This is a genomic window from Streptomyces sp. NRRL WC-3742 (genome assembly GCF_000720635.1).
Classification (GTDB): Bacteria; Actinomycetota; Actinomycetes; order Streptomycetales; family Streptomycetaceae; genus Kitasatospora.
In genome coordinates, this window is record NZ_JOCF01000060.1 from 1 (window position 1) to 12,824 (window position 12,824).

The 12,824-nt window shown below is 72.9% G+C and carries 11 protein-coding genes; 9 read left to right on the forward strand and 2 right to left on the reverse strand.

Features of this window, described 5'->3' with window-relative positions; translation table 11 throughout:
* The 6 genes from IH61_RS41550 to acmI form a co-directional block, all read left to right on the forward strand.
* Positions 1-3,231: AMP-binding protein (locus tag IH61_RS41550; protein ID WP_037973485.1), on the forward strand; the 3,231-nt coding region annotated here is incomplete at its 5' end.
* Between the two features lie 72 nt (positions 3,232-3,303).
* A complete protein-coding gene (locus IH61_RS0128615; RefSeq protein WP_051838204.1) occupies positions 3,304-3,936 on the forward strand; it encodes a DUF6875 domain-containing protein in 633 nt (210 codons plus the stop codon).
* Positions 3,937-3,969: 33 nt separating this feature from the next.
* Complete coding sequence (locus tag IH61_RS0128620) at positions 3,970-4,884, forward strand: alpha/beta hydrolase (RefSeq protein WP_031075027.1); 915 nt, start codon at positions 3,970-3,972, stop codon at positions 4,882-4,884.
* Positions 4,881-5,714: a tryptophan 2,3-dioxygenase gene (locus tag IH61_RS0128625; RefSeq protein ID WP_031075029.1), complete on the forward strand. Its 834-nt coding sequence runs from the start codon at positions 4,881-4,883 to the stop codon at positions 5,712-5,714. The genes IH61_RS0128620 and IH61_RS0128625 overlap by 4 nt, the downstream gene beginning before the upstream one ends.
* Before the next feature lie 57 nt (positions 5,715-5,771).
* Positions 5,772-7,037 carry a kynureninase gene (gene kynU / locus IH61_RS0128630; protein ID WP_031075031.1) on the forward strand — a complete coding sequence of 422 codons (1,266 nt, stop codon included), beginning with the start codon at positions 5,772-5,774 and terminating at the stop codon, positions 7,035-7,037.
* A gap of 94 nt (positions 7,038-7,131) precedes the next feature.
* The gene (gene acmI / locus IH61_RS0128635) at positions 7,132-8,172 is read left to right on the forward strand and encodes a 3-hydroxy-D-kynurenine methyltransferase AcmI (protein WP_031075033.1); all 1,041 of its coding nucleotides are present in this window, start codon (positions 7,132-7,134) and stop codon (positions 8,170-8,172) included.
* A 135-nt stretch (positions 8,173-8,307) separates the two neighbouring features.
* Here the strand turns inward: acmI and IH61_RS0128640 are convergent, their stop codons facing one another.
* Both IH61_RS0128640 and IH61_RS0128645 read right to left on the reverse strand, forming a co-directional pair.
* On the reverse strand, positions 8,308-8,904 hold the full coding sequence (locus tag IH61_RS0128640) for an LmbU family transcriptional regulator (RefSeq protein ID WP_078911475.1): 597 nt from the start codon (positions 8,902-8,904) through the stop codon (positions 8,308-8,310).
* A gap of 159 nt (positions 8,905-9,063) precedes the next feature.
* Positions 9,064-9,921 (reverse strand): TetR/AcrR family transcriptional regulator, encoded by an 858-nt coding sequence (locus IH61_RS0128645; protein WP_031075038.1) that lies wholly within the window; start codon positions 9,919-9,921, stop codon positions 9,064-9,066.
* Between the two features lie 114 nt (positions 9,922-10,035).
* On the opposite strand from IH61_RS0128645, the gene IH61_RS0128650 reads away from it, so the two are divergent.
* The 3 genes from IH61_RS0128650 (at position 10,036) to IH61_RS0128660 (ending at position 12,764) form a co-directional block, all read left to right on the forward strand.
* Positions 10,036-10,923 carry a siderophore-interacting protein gene (locus tag IH61_RS0128650; protein ID WP_031075040.1) on the forward strand — a complete coding sequence of 296 codons (888 nt, stop codon included), beginning with the start codon at positions 10,036-10,038 and terminating at the stop codon, positions 10,921-10,923.
* 100 nt (positions 10,924-11,023) lie between these two features.
* Positions 11,024-12,007, forward strand: coding sequence for a daunorubicin resistance protein DrrA family ABC transporter ATP-binding protein (locus IH61_RS0128655; RefSeq protein WP_031075042.1), 984 nt, complete (start codon positions 11,024-11,026; stop codon positions 12,005-12,007).
* Positions 11,997-12,764, forward strand: coding sequence for an ABC transporter permease (locus IH61_RS0128660; RefSeq protein ID WP_031075044.1), 768 nt, complete (start codon positions 11,997-11,999; stop codon positions 12,762-12,764). The genes IH61_RS0128655 and IH61_RS0128660 overlap by 11 nt, the downstream gene beginning before the upstream one ends.
* Positions 12,765-12,824: the final 60 nt, after the last annotated feature.

A 12,824-nucleotide genomic window follows, 5' to 3' on the forward strand; every position in this document is an offset into this window, starting at 1 on the left:
TTCCACCCCACCGCCCACCACCGCGTCCTCCTCCACTCCCCCACCGCCTTCGACGCCTCCACCTACGAAATCTGGGTCCCCCTCCTCAACGGCAACACCATCGTCCTCGCCCCCGCCGGCGACCTCGACGTCCACACCTACCACCGCGTCATCACCGACCAGCAGATCACGGCCCTCTGGCTCACCAGCTCCCTCTTCAACCTGCTCACCGAGCAGAGCCCGGAGACCTTCACCCGGGTCCGGCAGATCTGGACCGGTGGCGAGGCCGTCTCCGGCGCCACCGTCACCCGGCTGCAACAGACCTGCCCCGACACCACCGTGGTCGACGGCTACGGCCCGACCGAGACCACCACCTTCGCCACCCACCACCCCGTCCCCACGCCGTACACCGGCTCCGCCGTCGTCCCCATCGGCCGCCCCATGGCCACCATGCACGCCTACGTCCTCGACGACGCCCTCCGACCGGTCGCCCCCGGCGTCACCGGCGAGCTCTACCTCGCCGGCGCCGGCCTGGCACGCGGCTACCTCGACCGCCCCGCCCTCACCGCCGAACGCTTCGTCGCCAACCCGTACGCCGCACCGGGCGAACGCATGTACCGCACCGGCGACCTGGCGCGCTGGAACCCCGACGGCCACCTCGAGTACGCCGGCCGCGCCGACCAGCAGGTCAAGGTCCGCGGCTTCCGCATCGAACCCGGCGAGATCGAGAACGTCCTCACCGACCACCCCGCCGTCGCCCAGGCCGCCGTCCACCTCAACCGGGACCAGCCCGGCAACCCCCGCCTCGTCGCCTACGTCGTCGCGGACACCTCGGCGCCGAGCAGCGCCGTGGACCAGCAGGACCAGATCGGCGAGTGGCAGGACCTCTACGACTCCCTCTACGCGGCCCCCACGGCCGAGTTCGGCGAGGACTTCTCCGGCTGGAACAGCAGTTACGACGGCCTGCCGATCCCGCTCGACCAGATGCGGGAGTGGCGCGACGCCACCGTGGAACGCATCCGCGACCTCAACCCCCGCCGGGTGCTGGAGATCGGCGTCGGCACGGGCCTGCTGCTCGCCGAGCTGGCCCCCGAGTGCGAGGAGTACTGGGGCACGGACCTGTCGCCCACCGTGGTCGAGGCGCTCGCCCGGCACGTCGACGCCGACCCGGAGCTGGCCCGGAAGGTCACCCTGCGGGCCGGTGCCGCGCACGAGCACGAGGGGCTGCCCGTCGGCCACTTCGACACCGTCGTGCTCAACTCCGTGGTCCAGTACTTCCCGAACGCCGAGTACCTCGCCCAGGTCGTCGAGCAGGCGCTGCGGCTGCTGGCGCCCGGCGGCGCCGTGTTCATCGGCGACATCCGCAACCCCCGGCTGCTGCGCACATTCACCACCGCCGTCCAGACCGCCCGGGCCGAGGACCCGGCCGACACGGCCGCGGTGCGGCGCGCCGTCGAGCAGAGCCTGGTGCTGGAGAAGGAACTCCTGGTCGACCCGGAGTACTTCACCGCCCTCACCCACCGCCTCCCGGACCTCGCCGGCGTCGACCTGCGCCTCAAGCGCGGCGCCGCCCACAACGAGCTGACCCGCTACCGCTACGACACCACGCTCCACAAGTCCGGCATCACCCCGCTCCCGCTGTCCGACGCCGCCGTCCTGGCCTGGCCGCAGGACACCGAGGCACTCGCCCGGCACCTGGTCGAGGCCCGGCCCGAGCGGCTGCGCGTCACCGGCGCGCCCAACTCCCGGATCGCCGCCGACCTCGCGGCCCAGCACGCCCTGGAGTCCGGCACCGCCCCGGCCGGGCCCCCGGCCGCGGAGCAGCCGGACCTCGAGGCCCTCCACCGCCTCGGCGAGGACCACGGGTACTGGACGGCCGTCACCTGGTCCGCCCATCGGCCCGAGACCCTCGACGTCGCCTTCGTCCGGCGCGGCCTGCTCGACGGCGCCGTCCCCGTCGGCACGTACACCCCGACGGCCGCCGGAGACCCGGCCACCCCGCTCACCGCCTTCACCACCAACCCCGCCGGCAGCCGGGGCACCGCCGCCCTGCTCACCGCGCTGCGCGAACACGCCGTCGCCCAGCTGCCCGACTACATGCGGCCCGCCGCGATCGTCCCGCTCGACCGACTGCCGCTCACCGCCAACGGCAAGCTCGACCGGGCCGCCCTGCCGGCCCTGGACCCGGAGCACGCGGACACCGGCCGCGCCCCCAGGACGCCGCAGGAACAGGTGGTCTGCGAGCTGTTCGCGGAGGTGCTCGGCCGGCCGCTGGTCGGCGTGGACCAGGACTTCTTCGACCTCGGCGGGCACTCGCTGCTCGCCACCCGGCTGATCGCCCGGCTGCGCGCCACCTTCGGCGTCGAACTGGGCCTGCGCAGCCTCTTCGAGGCGCCGACGCCGGGCGGGATCGCCGCCCGGCTGGACCTCGACGACCCGGACGGCTCCTACGAGGTGGTGCTGCCGCTGCGCGCCCAGGGGAGCAGGCCGCCGCTGTTCTGCATCCACCCCGGTGGCGGCATCAGCTGGTCGTACAGCGCGCTGATCAAGCACCTCGGCCCGGAGTACCCGCTGTACGGCATCCAGGCGCGCAGCCTGGCCCGCCCGGAGCCGCGACCGGAGAGCATCGAGGAGATGGCGGTGGACTACGCCGACCACATCCAGAGCGTGCAGCCGCACGGCCCGTACCACCTGGCCGGCTGGTCCTTCGGCGGGCTGTGCGCCCACGCCCTGGCCGCGGAGTTCCAGCGGCGCGGCGAGCCGGTGGCGCTGGTCGCGGTGCTCGACGTGATCCCGAACTGGCAGGGGCTCACCCACGACGACGTCCCGGCCCCCGACGACCGGGTGATGCTGCTGTACCACGTCGGCCTGGTCGACGACGGCAGCCACCGGCACGACCGCGAGGAGCTGACCTTCGCCAGGGCCCGCGAGATCCTGCGCCGCCAGGGCAGCGTGCTCGCCAACCTGGAGGAGGACCGGCTCACCACGATCACCGAGATCTCGGCCAACAACACCCATCTGACCGTCGACTACCAGCCCGGCCCGATCGACGGCGACCTGCTGCTGATCGCCGCCTCGGAGCAGCAGGACCCACCGGTCAGCGCCGATGCCTGGCGGCCGTACGTCCGCGGCACGGTCGAGGCCCATGTGGTGCCCGGCGAGCACGGCTCCATGCTGACCCGGCCCGGCACCCTGGCCGAGATCGGCCGGATCCTGTCGGCCAAGCTCCGCGAACTCGGTGACGGCGCGTGACCCCGCCGGCCGGCAGCGCGAGGCACCTCTCATCCGCGTCCCACCAGGACTGACCAGCGAGGACTGACAACGATGCTGACCGATGTGCTCTCCGCCGACCTGGAGAAGGCTTTGGAGGCTGTCGACGGTTGGTTGAGCGACTACATCTGCCGACCCCACGAGGAGCTCGGACGCCCCGGGCCGGTGTGCCCGTTCGTCGAGCCGGCCCAGCGCGCCGGCGCGCTGGAGGTCCGGGTCCGGCTGGTCGGGCCGACCCCGAGCCAGACGCTGCTCAACGAGATCGTCCGCTGCGGCCTGGACGAGTTCAGCGAGGTGGACTGGAAGTCCGGCAACCCGAACCTGCGCTCGCTGCTGCTGGTGCTGCCCGACCTGCCGCCCGAGCACCTGCACCTGTTGGACGAGGCGCACGCGGCGCTGAAGCACGAGAGCGTCCGACGCGGGCTGATGATCGGACAGTTCCATGAGCGCTGCACCGAAAAGGCCGCCCGCAACCCGCTCTTCGAGGTCAGCTGGGCCCCGGTGCCGACGGTCGCGGTGCGCTCCATGGCCATCCACGACGTGCTGTTCCTGTCGAACCGGCGGGACTGGTTCGAGGAGTACGCCCGCCGCTTCGGGCCCCGCTACCGCACCTCCGCCAACGGCGTCGACCCGCTGCTGGCCGAGATGTACGAGCGGGCCTGCGCCCGCCACGGCGTGAGGGGCTGACGGGATGCGCCAGAAACCGCGCGGGGGTGCCCGATGACCGGCGCCGCCGTGTACCGCGGAATGGACCGGGCCGCCCTGGACCGGCAGTACTCGCCGAGCACCACGGTGACCAGCCTCCGGGCGTACCTGGACGCCTACGTGCGGATGAGCGCCGCCGCCCGCCGCCGCCACCCGGTACGGACCGGGCTGGCCTACGGCCCGCACCCGGCGGAACTGCTCGACTACTTCCCCGCGACGGGCCGGGCGGAGGCGCCACTGCTGGTCTTCGTCCACGGCGGCAACTGGCAGGCGCTGGGCCGGGCCGAGTCCGCCTTCGCGGTGCCGGCCCTGCTCGCCGCCGGCGCGGCCGTCGCCGTGGTCGAGTACGGGCTGGCGCCGGACACCCCGCTGGAGGCGATGGCCGGCATGGTGCGGCGCAGCGTCGACTGGCTGCTGCGGCACGCGGGCGCGCTGGGCTTCGCCCCGGACCGGCTGCACCTGTGCGGCACCTCGGCCGGCGCCCACCTGGCCGCGATGGCGCTGCTGCCCCACCCGGACGAGGGCCCGGACACGTCCGGCCGGATCGCCGGAGCCGTCCTGCTGAGCGGGGTGTACGACCTGGAGCCGGTCCGGCTGTCGTACGTCAACGACGCGCTGCGGCTGGACGGGACCCGGGCCCGGCGCAACAGCCCGCTGCTGCGGCTGCCGCCCCGGCTGCCCCCGCTGGTGGTGGCCCGTGGCGACAACGAGACCGAGGAGTACGTCCGCCAGCACCGGCGGATGGTGGCGGCTGTCGGTCCGCGGGCGGCGGTGACGGAGGTCGTGGCCGAGCGGCGCGACCACTTCGACCTCCCGTACGACCTGGGCGTCCCGGGGACGGGGCTCGGCGACGCCGTGCTCGCGCAGCTGGGCCTGGCAGAACGGCCGGGAACGGAAGAGCAGTTGGAACCGGAGGAGGCGACCGCATGACCGTCGAACAGGGGACCACCGGATGTCCGTTCTCCGGCGCCGAACCGGACGACGCCTTCGCGCCGTACGTCCAGTACGCGCGGATGAACTCCCTGCTGTCCCTCCAGCACCCGCTCAGCACGGCGGACACCGAACCCGGCTTCATCATCATGAGCCAGGTGAAGGAGCTGCTGTTCAAACTGCTGCACACCGAACTCACCACCGCCCGCGACCGGTTGCGCAAGGACGGACTGGACGACGCACTGTGGACGCTGCGCCGGGCCGGCCGGGTGCAGCAGGTGCTGCTGGTGAGCTGGGAGACCTTCGCCGTGCTGTCGCCGGTGGAGTTCGCCGAGTTCCGGGACGTCCTCGGGACGGCCTCCGGCTTCCAGTCGGTGGGCTACCGGCGGCTGGAGTTCCTGCTCGGCAACAAGAACCCGGCGATGGTGGAGCCGCACCGCGGCTCCCCCGCGTACCAGGAGGTGCTGGCCCAGCTCCACGAGCCGAGCCTGTACGACGAGGCGCTCGCCCTGCTGACCCGCCGCGGCCTGCTGGCGGCGGGGGCGGACGGCGATCCGGCCGAGCCGTACCGCTCCGGCGCCGAGGTCGAGGCGGCCTGGCTGGCGGTCTACCGGGATCCGACCGGTCACCGCGACCTCCACCTCCTCGCCGAGGCGCTGATGGACCTCGCGGACCAGTTCGCCCGCTGGCGCTACACCCATCTGGTCACCGTCCAGCGGATGCTGGGCGCCAAACCGGGCACCGGCGGCACCTCCGGGGTGTCCTGGCTGTCCGGGATCAGCGAGCACCGGTTCTTCCCGGAGCTGTGGTCGGTGCGCTCGGAGATCTGATCCCCCCACGACCCGAGAATCCGATCACAGCACAGCACGAGAGAGACGAGGAGACCGATGAAGGGCGGGACAACGCGCGAGGCGGCCGAACGGCTGGACGCGGACGATCCGCTGGCCGCGTTCCGGGACCGGTTCGTGGCCACCGATCCCGAGCTGATCTACCTGGACGGCAACTCGCTGGGCCGACTGCCCACGGCCACCCCGGAGCTGCTCCGCGGCGTGGTCGAACAGGGCTGGGGCGAGGGCCTGGTGAGGTCCTGGCAGAGCTGGATCGACTGGGGCTCGCGGCTGGGCGACCGGCTCGCCGAGCACGTGCTCGGCGCGCGCCCCGGCGAGGTGGTGATCTCCGATTCCACCTCGGTCAACCTGTACAAGCTGGCCGCCGCCGCCCTGGACGCCGCCCCCGGCCGGGGCACCGTCCTGATGGACGCCGAGGACTTCCCCACCAACCGCTACGTCCTGCAGGGCCTGGCCGAGCAGCGCGGGCTGCGGCTGCGCCGGCTGCGCTCCGACCTCGACGGCGGCCTGTCCCCGGACCGGTTGCGCTCGGCCCTCGACGACGGGGACGTCGCCCTGGTGGTGCTGTCGCTGGTGTCCTACCGCAGCGGCGCCCTGCTGGACATGGCGGCGGTGAACGAACTGGCCCGCGCGGCCGGTGCGCGGGTGCTGTGGGACCTCTCCCACGCGGCCGGCGCCGTCCCCGTCGAGCTGGCCGCGACCGGCGCGGACCTCGCGGTCGGCTGCACCTACAAGTACCTCAACGGCGGCCCGGGTTCGCCCGCCTTCCTGTACGTGCGCCGGGACCTGCAGGCCGAACTGCGCCAGCCCATCTGGGGCTGGTACGGGCAGCGCGACATGTTCCGCATGGGCCCCGACTACGACCCGGTGCCCTCGATCGAGCGCTTCCTGGTGAGCACCCCGCCGCTGCTGTCGCTGGCGGCGATCGACCCGGCGCTGACGTTGGTCGAGGAGGCCGGGATCGAGCGGATCCGCGCCAAGGGGCTGCTCCTGGGCCGGTTGGCGACCGACCTCGCCGAGGAGTGGCTGTCGCCGCTCGGCTTCCGGCCGGCCTCGCCGGAGCGGCCCGAGCAGCGCGGCTCGCACGTGTCCCTGTACCACCGCGACGCCTGGCGGATCTGCCAGACGCTCGCCTCGGACGCCCGGGTGGTCTGCGACTACCGCGTCCCGGACCGGCTGCGGATCGGCCCGTCCCCGCTGTACACCGGCTTCGCCGAGGTCTGGGACGCCATGCACCGCCTGCGCGAGGTCGTGGCGCGCGGCGCCCACCTGTCCCGGCCGGCCGAACTGGCCCGCGTGACCTGACCCCCGGCCGCCGCCCGGCCCTCCCACCCGCCCCACCAGAGCGCCCCATGACAGCCCCACCACGGCCCCACCACTGACCCGATACGGAGTACCCATGGCAGACGTCCGCCCGTTCGGCACCGAGGACCTGGTCCGGATCCTCTTCGGATCCTCGGCCTTCCAGATGCTCAACGCCGGCTGCAACCTCGGCCTGTTCGCGCTGCTCGACGCCCGGCCCGACCTCGGCCCCGAGGAGATCGGACGGGAACTGGGCCTGGAGGCCCGCCCGGTGCAGATCCTCCTGCTCGGCACCACCGCCCTCGGCCTGACGGTGCGCCAGGACGGGCGCTACCGCAACGCGGCCCTGCTGGGCGGCATGATCGCCGACGGGACGTGGGAGATCATGGAGGACCTGGTCGCGTACGAGGAGCAGATCGTCCGACCGGCCGAGGTGGACTTCACCGAGTCGCTGCGCGCCAACACCAACGTCGGCCTGCGCCGGATCGAGGGCACCGGCACCGACCTGTACCACCGGCTGTGCGCCAACCCCGAGCTGGAGCAGCTCTTCTACCGCTGCATGCGCTCGTGGTCGCGGCTCTCGAACCCGATCCTGGTCGAGCAGGCCGACCTGACCGGTGTGCGCCGGGTGCTGGACGTCGGCGGCGGCGACGGCGTGAACGCGATCGCCCTCGCCCGGGCCAACCCCGGGGTCGAGTTCACCGTGCTCGACCTGCCCGGCACGGTGGGGATCGCCCGCAAGAAGATCGCCGAGCACGGCCTCACCGACCGGATCACCGTGCAGGCGGCCGACATCTTCACCGACACCTACCCGTCCGGGCACGACTGCGTGCTGTTCGCCAACCAGTTGGTGATCTGGTCGCCGGAGGAGAACCTGACGCTGCTCCGCAAGGCCCACCGGGCGCTGCCCGACGGCGGCCGGGTGCTGGTCTTCAACGCCATGTCCGACGACTCCGGCGACGGCCCGCTGTACGCGGCGCTGGACAACGTCTACTTCGCCACCCTGCCCGCCGCGAGCAGCACCATCTACCCCTGGGGCCAGTACGAGGAGTGGTTCACCGCGGCCGGGTTCACCGGCTTCCGGCGGCTGCCCGGTGGCCGGTGGACCCCGCACGGCGTGATCAGCGCGGTCAAGTGACGCCTCACCGGGGCCCGGACCCGCTACGGCCGTGAACGGCGGACGGGCTCCCCGGCAGTGCCGGGGAGCCCGTCCGGATCCGGATCCGCTCAGCCGCCCCTCGGGGTGACGGTGTGGCGCGGTCCATCGGCCGGCTCAGCCGAACTCGTGCGCGGCGGCGCGGTCGAGGGCGGCGAGGACCCAGTCCTCGAAGTCCAGGTCGACCCTGGACGCCGCATGGCGCCAGTGCTCCACCCGGTCGCGGTTCACACTGATCCGGGGCAGGCTGGCGGATCCCGGCCGGGGCTCCCGGGATCCCCGGCGGCTCTCCCGCAGTTGGAGCCTGAGCTGGTTGCGGGACCAGCCGTGCTGCTCGGCGCGGTCGAGCCAGGCGTCCGCCTCGGCGGGGGCCAGCGAGGCCACTTCGGCGTGGTGGCCGAAACTGAGCGCCTCGCGCCGGCGCCGGAGTTCGAAACGCCGGGCCACCCAGGCGTAGTTGCGCAGGGTCTGGTAGTCGAGCCCGGCGGCCTGGACGCCGGCCTGGTAGCGGTCGGTGTAGCGCTCCTGGCCGTACACCAGCCAGTCGCCGAGGCACCAGGCGGAGGAGTCGACGATCTGGAAGATCTGGGCGCCGGCCTTCTCCCACCGGTCGTACGTCAGGGTGCCGGGCATCCGCAGGCCGACACGGGTGGTGAGGATCCGTTCCTGACCGGTGGGGCGGCAGACCGCCGAACGGGCCACCAGGCGACGCATGAGGCGGTCGTGTTGGTCGTCTTCACGGGCTTGCTGCACTGATCATCTCCTCGTGCCGATGAGCCAATGTGTCAGACAGTTCTCATCCAGTCATTCGTTCGAATAGGCGCAAGACAAATCGCACATGGCACGAACAATAGGTCATTCGTTGCGAGCACGTCAACGAATGATTTCGTCGGACATCCGCCCCTCCGCGGCCCGCCGCACCGCTGTGTCGATTCCGTCGAGAATCAGCGAAAGTCCGACCGCGAAGGTCTCCCGCGCCTCGGTCGCCAGGTAGGGGGTCGCGGCCTCGGCTCCGCACGACTCCCGCGCCATCCCCGCCGCGCCCGCCACCCCCGCCGCACCCGCCTCCAGTGCCGCCAGCCCCGGGAAGCGCCGGGCGAAGTCCGGCGCCACCTCCGCCAGCAGCGCCGAGCGGTTGATCCACCACTCCTCGTCGGACACCCCGGTCACCGGCGCCGCCTCGCGGGCCTCCGCCGCGACCCCGGCGGTGCCGCGGACGAACTGGAACAGCGAGCCGATCACCCGGAGCAGCACGGACGGCTCCAGGCCGGTCGTGCCGAGGATCCGCACCACGGTCTCCAACTGCGCGTACTCGCCCGGCCCGAGGATCGGCCGGGCCTGGGAGACGCGCAGCACCCAGGGGTGGCGCAGGTAGAAGGCCCAGGTGTCGTCGGCCCAGGCAGTGATCGCCGGGCGCCAGCCGACGGTGACGGCGTACTCGGTGGGAAGCTCGGCCAGCACCCGGTCGTGCATCAGGTCGACCAGCTCGCTCTTGCCGGGCACGTACGTGTACAGCGCCATGGCCGTGCACCCGAGCCGGGAGCCGACCGCCCGCATGGAGAGCAGGGACATGCCCTCCGCGTCGGCGATCTCGACACCCGCGGCCACGATCGCGTCGACGCTCAGTCCGGGCTTCGGCCCGGGGACGGCGCGGGCGACCCCGGCGCCGACGGCGCGCCAGAGCAGAGCCATCGAGCGACGGCCGTCACCCTGTCCGGCAAAGACCACCACCTTGTAACTCCTTACCTCATAAAGTAACCTCTGCGAGTCAACTCTTTACACCGTAAGGATACCAGTCGGCGCCCAGCCGCACCGGATATCCGGAAGCGATCGGAAAGACACTCGATGGCAGACCTCCCCGTCTCCTTCATCCAGGTCACCGAGATCACCCGCCTCACGCCCCACATGGCCCGGGTGACCTTCGACGCCGACCACCTGGACGACACCGTCGGCACCACCCCCGACCAGCAGGTCAAGCTCTGCTTCCCCCGAGCCGGTCAGCGCACCCCCGTCCTGCCCGAGCAGGAGGACGACGCGACCAGCTGGTACCAGGCGTTCCTCGCCGTCCCCGAGGACGAGCGGCCCTGGATGCGCAGCTTCACCATCCGCGACCGCCGCCCGGGCAGCACCTCGCTGACGATCGACTTCGTCCTGCACGGCGACACCGGCCCCGCCACCAGCTGGGCCGGCACCGCCCGGCCCGGCGACCAGCTGGGCATGGTCGGCCCCTCCGCGATCTACGCCCGGCCGGTCTCGCTCGGCACCTCGGTCGAGACCTCCGACTGGTTCCTGGTCGCCGGCGACGAGACCGCACTGCCCGCCATCGGCACCCTGATCGAGGCCCTGCCCGCCGGGGCCCGGGCGATCGCCTACATCGAGGTCGCCGACGCCGCCGAGCGGCAGGACTTCGACACCCGCGGCGACGTCACCGTCAACTGGCTGTACCGCGACGGCGTCCCGGCCGGCCGCAGCGACATCCTGGTCGACACCGTCCGCAAGGCCGAGTTCCCGGCCGGCCGCCCCTTCGCCTGGCTGGCCGGCGAGTCGGGCGCCGTCCGGGCCCTGCGCCGTCACCTGGTCGACGACCGGGGGCTGGACAAGAAGTCCATCGACTTCAGCGGCTACTGGCGCTTCAAGCTCACCCAGGACGACGCCCCCACCACCGAGGACATGGCCGAGGCCCAGGAACGACTGGCCGAGGCCCAGGCCGACGGCGGCGGCGGCTGGGGCTGAGCGCCCGCCGACGGCGCCCGGCACCTACGCCGGTCGCCGTCGGCCCCGGGCGCGCGCGGCGCGCCCGGGGCCGAACAGGTACGCACGAGAGAAGGACCTCATGATCACAGTCCGGGGCCTGTCCCGGCAGTTCACCGTCCGGGGGCAGACCGTCGACGCGGTGAAGGGCATCGACTTCGACGTGGCGGCCGGGGAACTGGTCGGGTTCCTCGGCCCGAACGGAGCCGGCAAGACCACCACCCTGCGCATGCTCACCACCCTGCTGCGCCCCACCGGGGGCAGCGCCACCATCGCCGGCTGCGACCTGCTGACCGCCCCCGAGGGCGTCCGCCGCAGGATCGGCTACGTCGCCCAGGGCGGCTCCACCTGGCCGGAGTCCAGGGTCGGCGAGGAGATCGAACTCCAGGCCCGGCTCCACGGGTTGTCACAGGCCGAGGCCCGCCGGCGCGGCGCCCTGCTCGCCGACGAGCTCGACCTGGCGGGCCTGAGCCAGCGCCCCACCAAGACGCTCTCCGGCGGCCAGCGGCGCCGGCTCGACATCGCCCTCGGCCTGGTGCACGAACCCGCCCTGGTCTTCTTCGACGAGCCCACCACCGGGCTGGACCCGCAGAGCCGGGCCAACCTCTGGGACCACGTCCGCCGGCTGCGCGCCGAGCAGGGCGTGACGGTCTTCCTGACCACCCACTACCTCGACGAGGCGGACGCGCTCTGCGACCGGATCCTGGTCACCGACCACGGCACCATCGTGGCCTCCGGCACCCCCGACGAGCTCAAGGCCCGGATCGCCGGGGACACCGTCACCCTCGGGGTCGCCGAACGGCCGGACGAGGCCGCCGAGATCGCCCGACGGCTGCCCGGCGCCGAGGAGGTGACCGTCGTCGTCGACACCGTACGGTTCCGCATCCCGCGCGGCGACGCCGTCCTGCCGGAACTGCTGCGCGCCCTCGACCACCGGGGGATCGCCATGACCTCGGTGAAGGTCCACCGCCCCACCCTCGACGACGTGTTCCTCAGCCTCACCGGCCGCTCCCTGCGCGACGACGAGGCCCTCCCCCCGGCTGTGGAGGCCGTCCGTGCTGCGTGACACCTGGCTCATCTTCCACCGCGACATGACGCTGTCGCTGCGCAACCCCACCTGGCTGATCATCGGGATCATGCAGCCGCTGCTCTACCTCTTCCTCTTCGGGCCGCTGATGGTGACGACCGTCGAGCACACCCCCGGCTTCCCGCCCGGGGACGCCTGGGTGGTCCTCACCCCGGCGCTGATCGTGCAGACCGCGCTGTTCAGCGGGGCGTTCGCCGGGGTCGGGCTGCTCAGCGAGTACCGCACCGGTGTGGTCGACCGCTTCCGCGGCACCCCGGCCGGCCGGGCCTCCCTGCTCTTCGGCAAGGTCCTCGCCCAGGCCGTCCAGGCCGCGGCCCAGGCCGTGCTGATCGTGCTGGTGACCATGCTCGTCTTCGATCTGAACGCGCCCGCCGGCGGCGTCCTGCTGAGCCTGCTGCTCGCCGCCGTCCTGGCCGTCACGCTCTCCTCGGCCTCGTACGCGCTGGCCCTGCTGCTCAAGAGCGAGGCGGCCTTCCCGCCCCTGCTGAACGCCGTGCTGCTGCCGCTGCTACTGCTGTCCGGCGTCCTGCTGCCGGTCACCGAACAGCTCGCGCCCGGCTGGCTCTACAACCTGGCCCGGATCAACCCGCTGACCTACGTGGTCGACGGCGAACGCGCCGCCTTCCGCGGGGACCTGGGCTCCTCCGACCTGCTGGCCGGCTCGCTCGCCCTGCTCGCCATGGCCGCGCTGGCGCTGCTCTGGGGCACCCGGACGTTCCGGAAGGAGAACGCCTGAACCCCTCCCCGATCCCAGCGCCCGGATCCCAGCGACCCGATCCCGGCGACCCGCACCGAC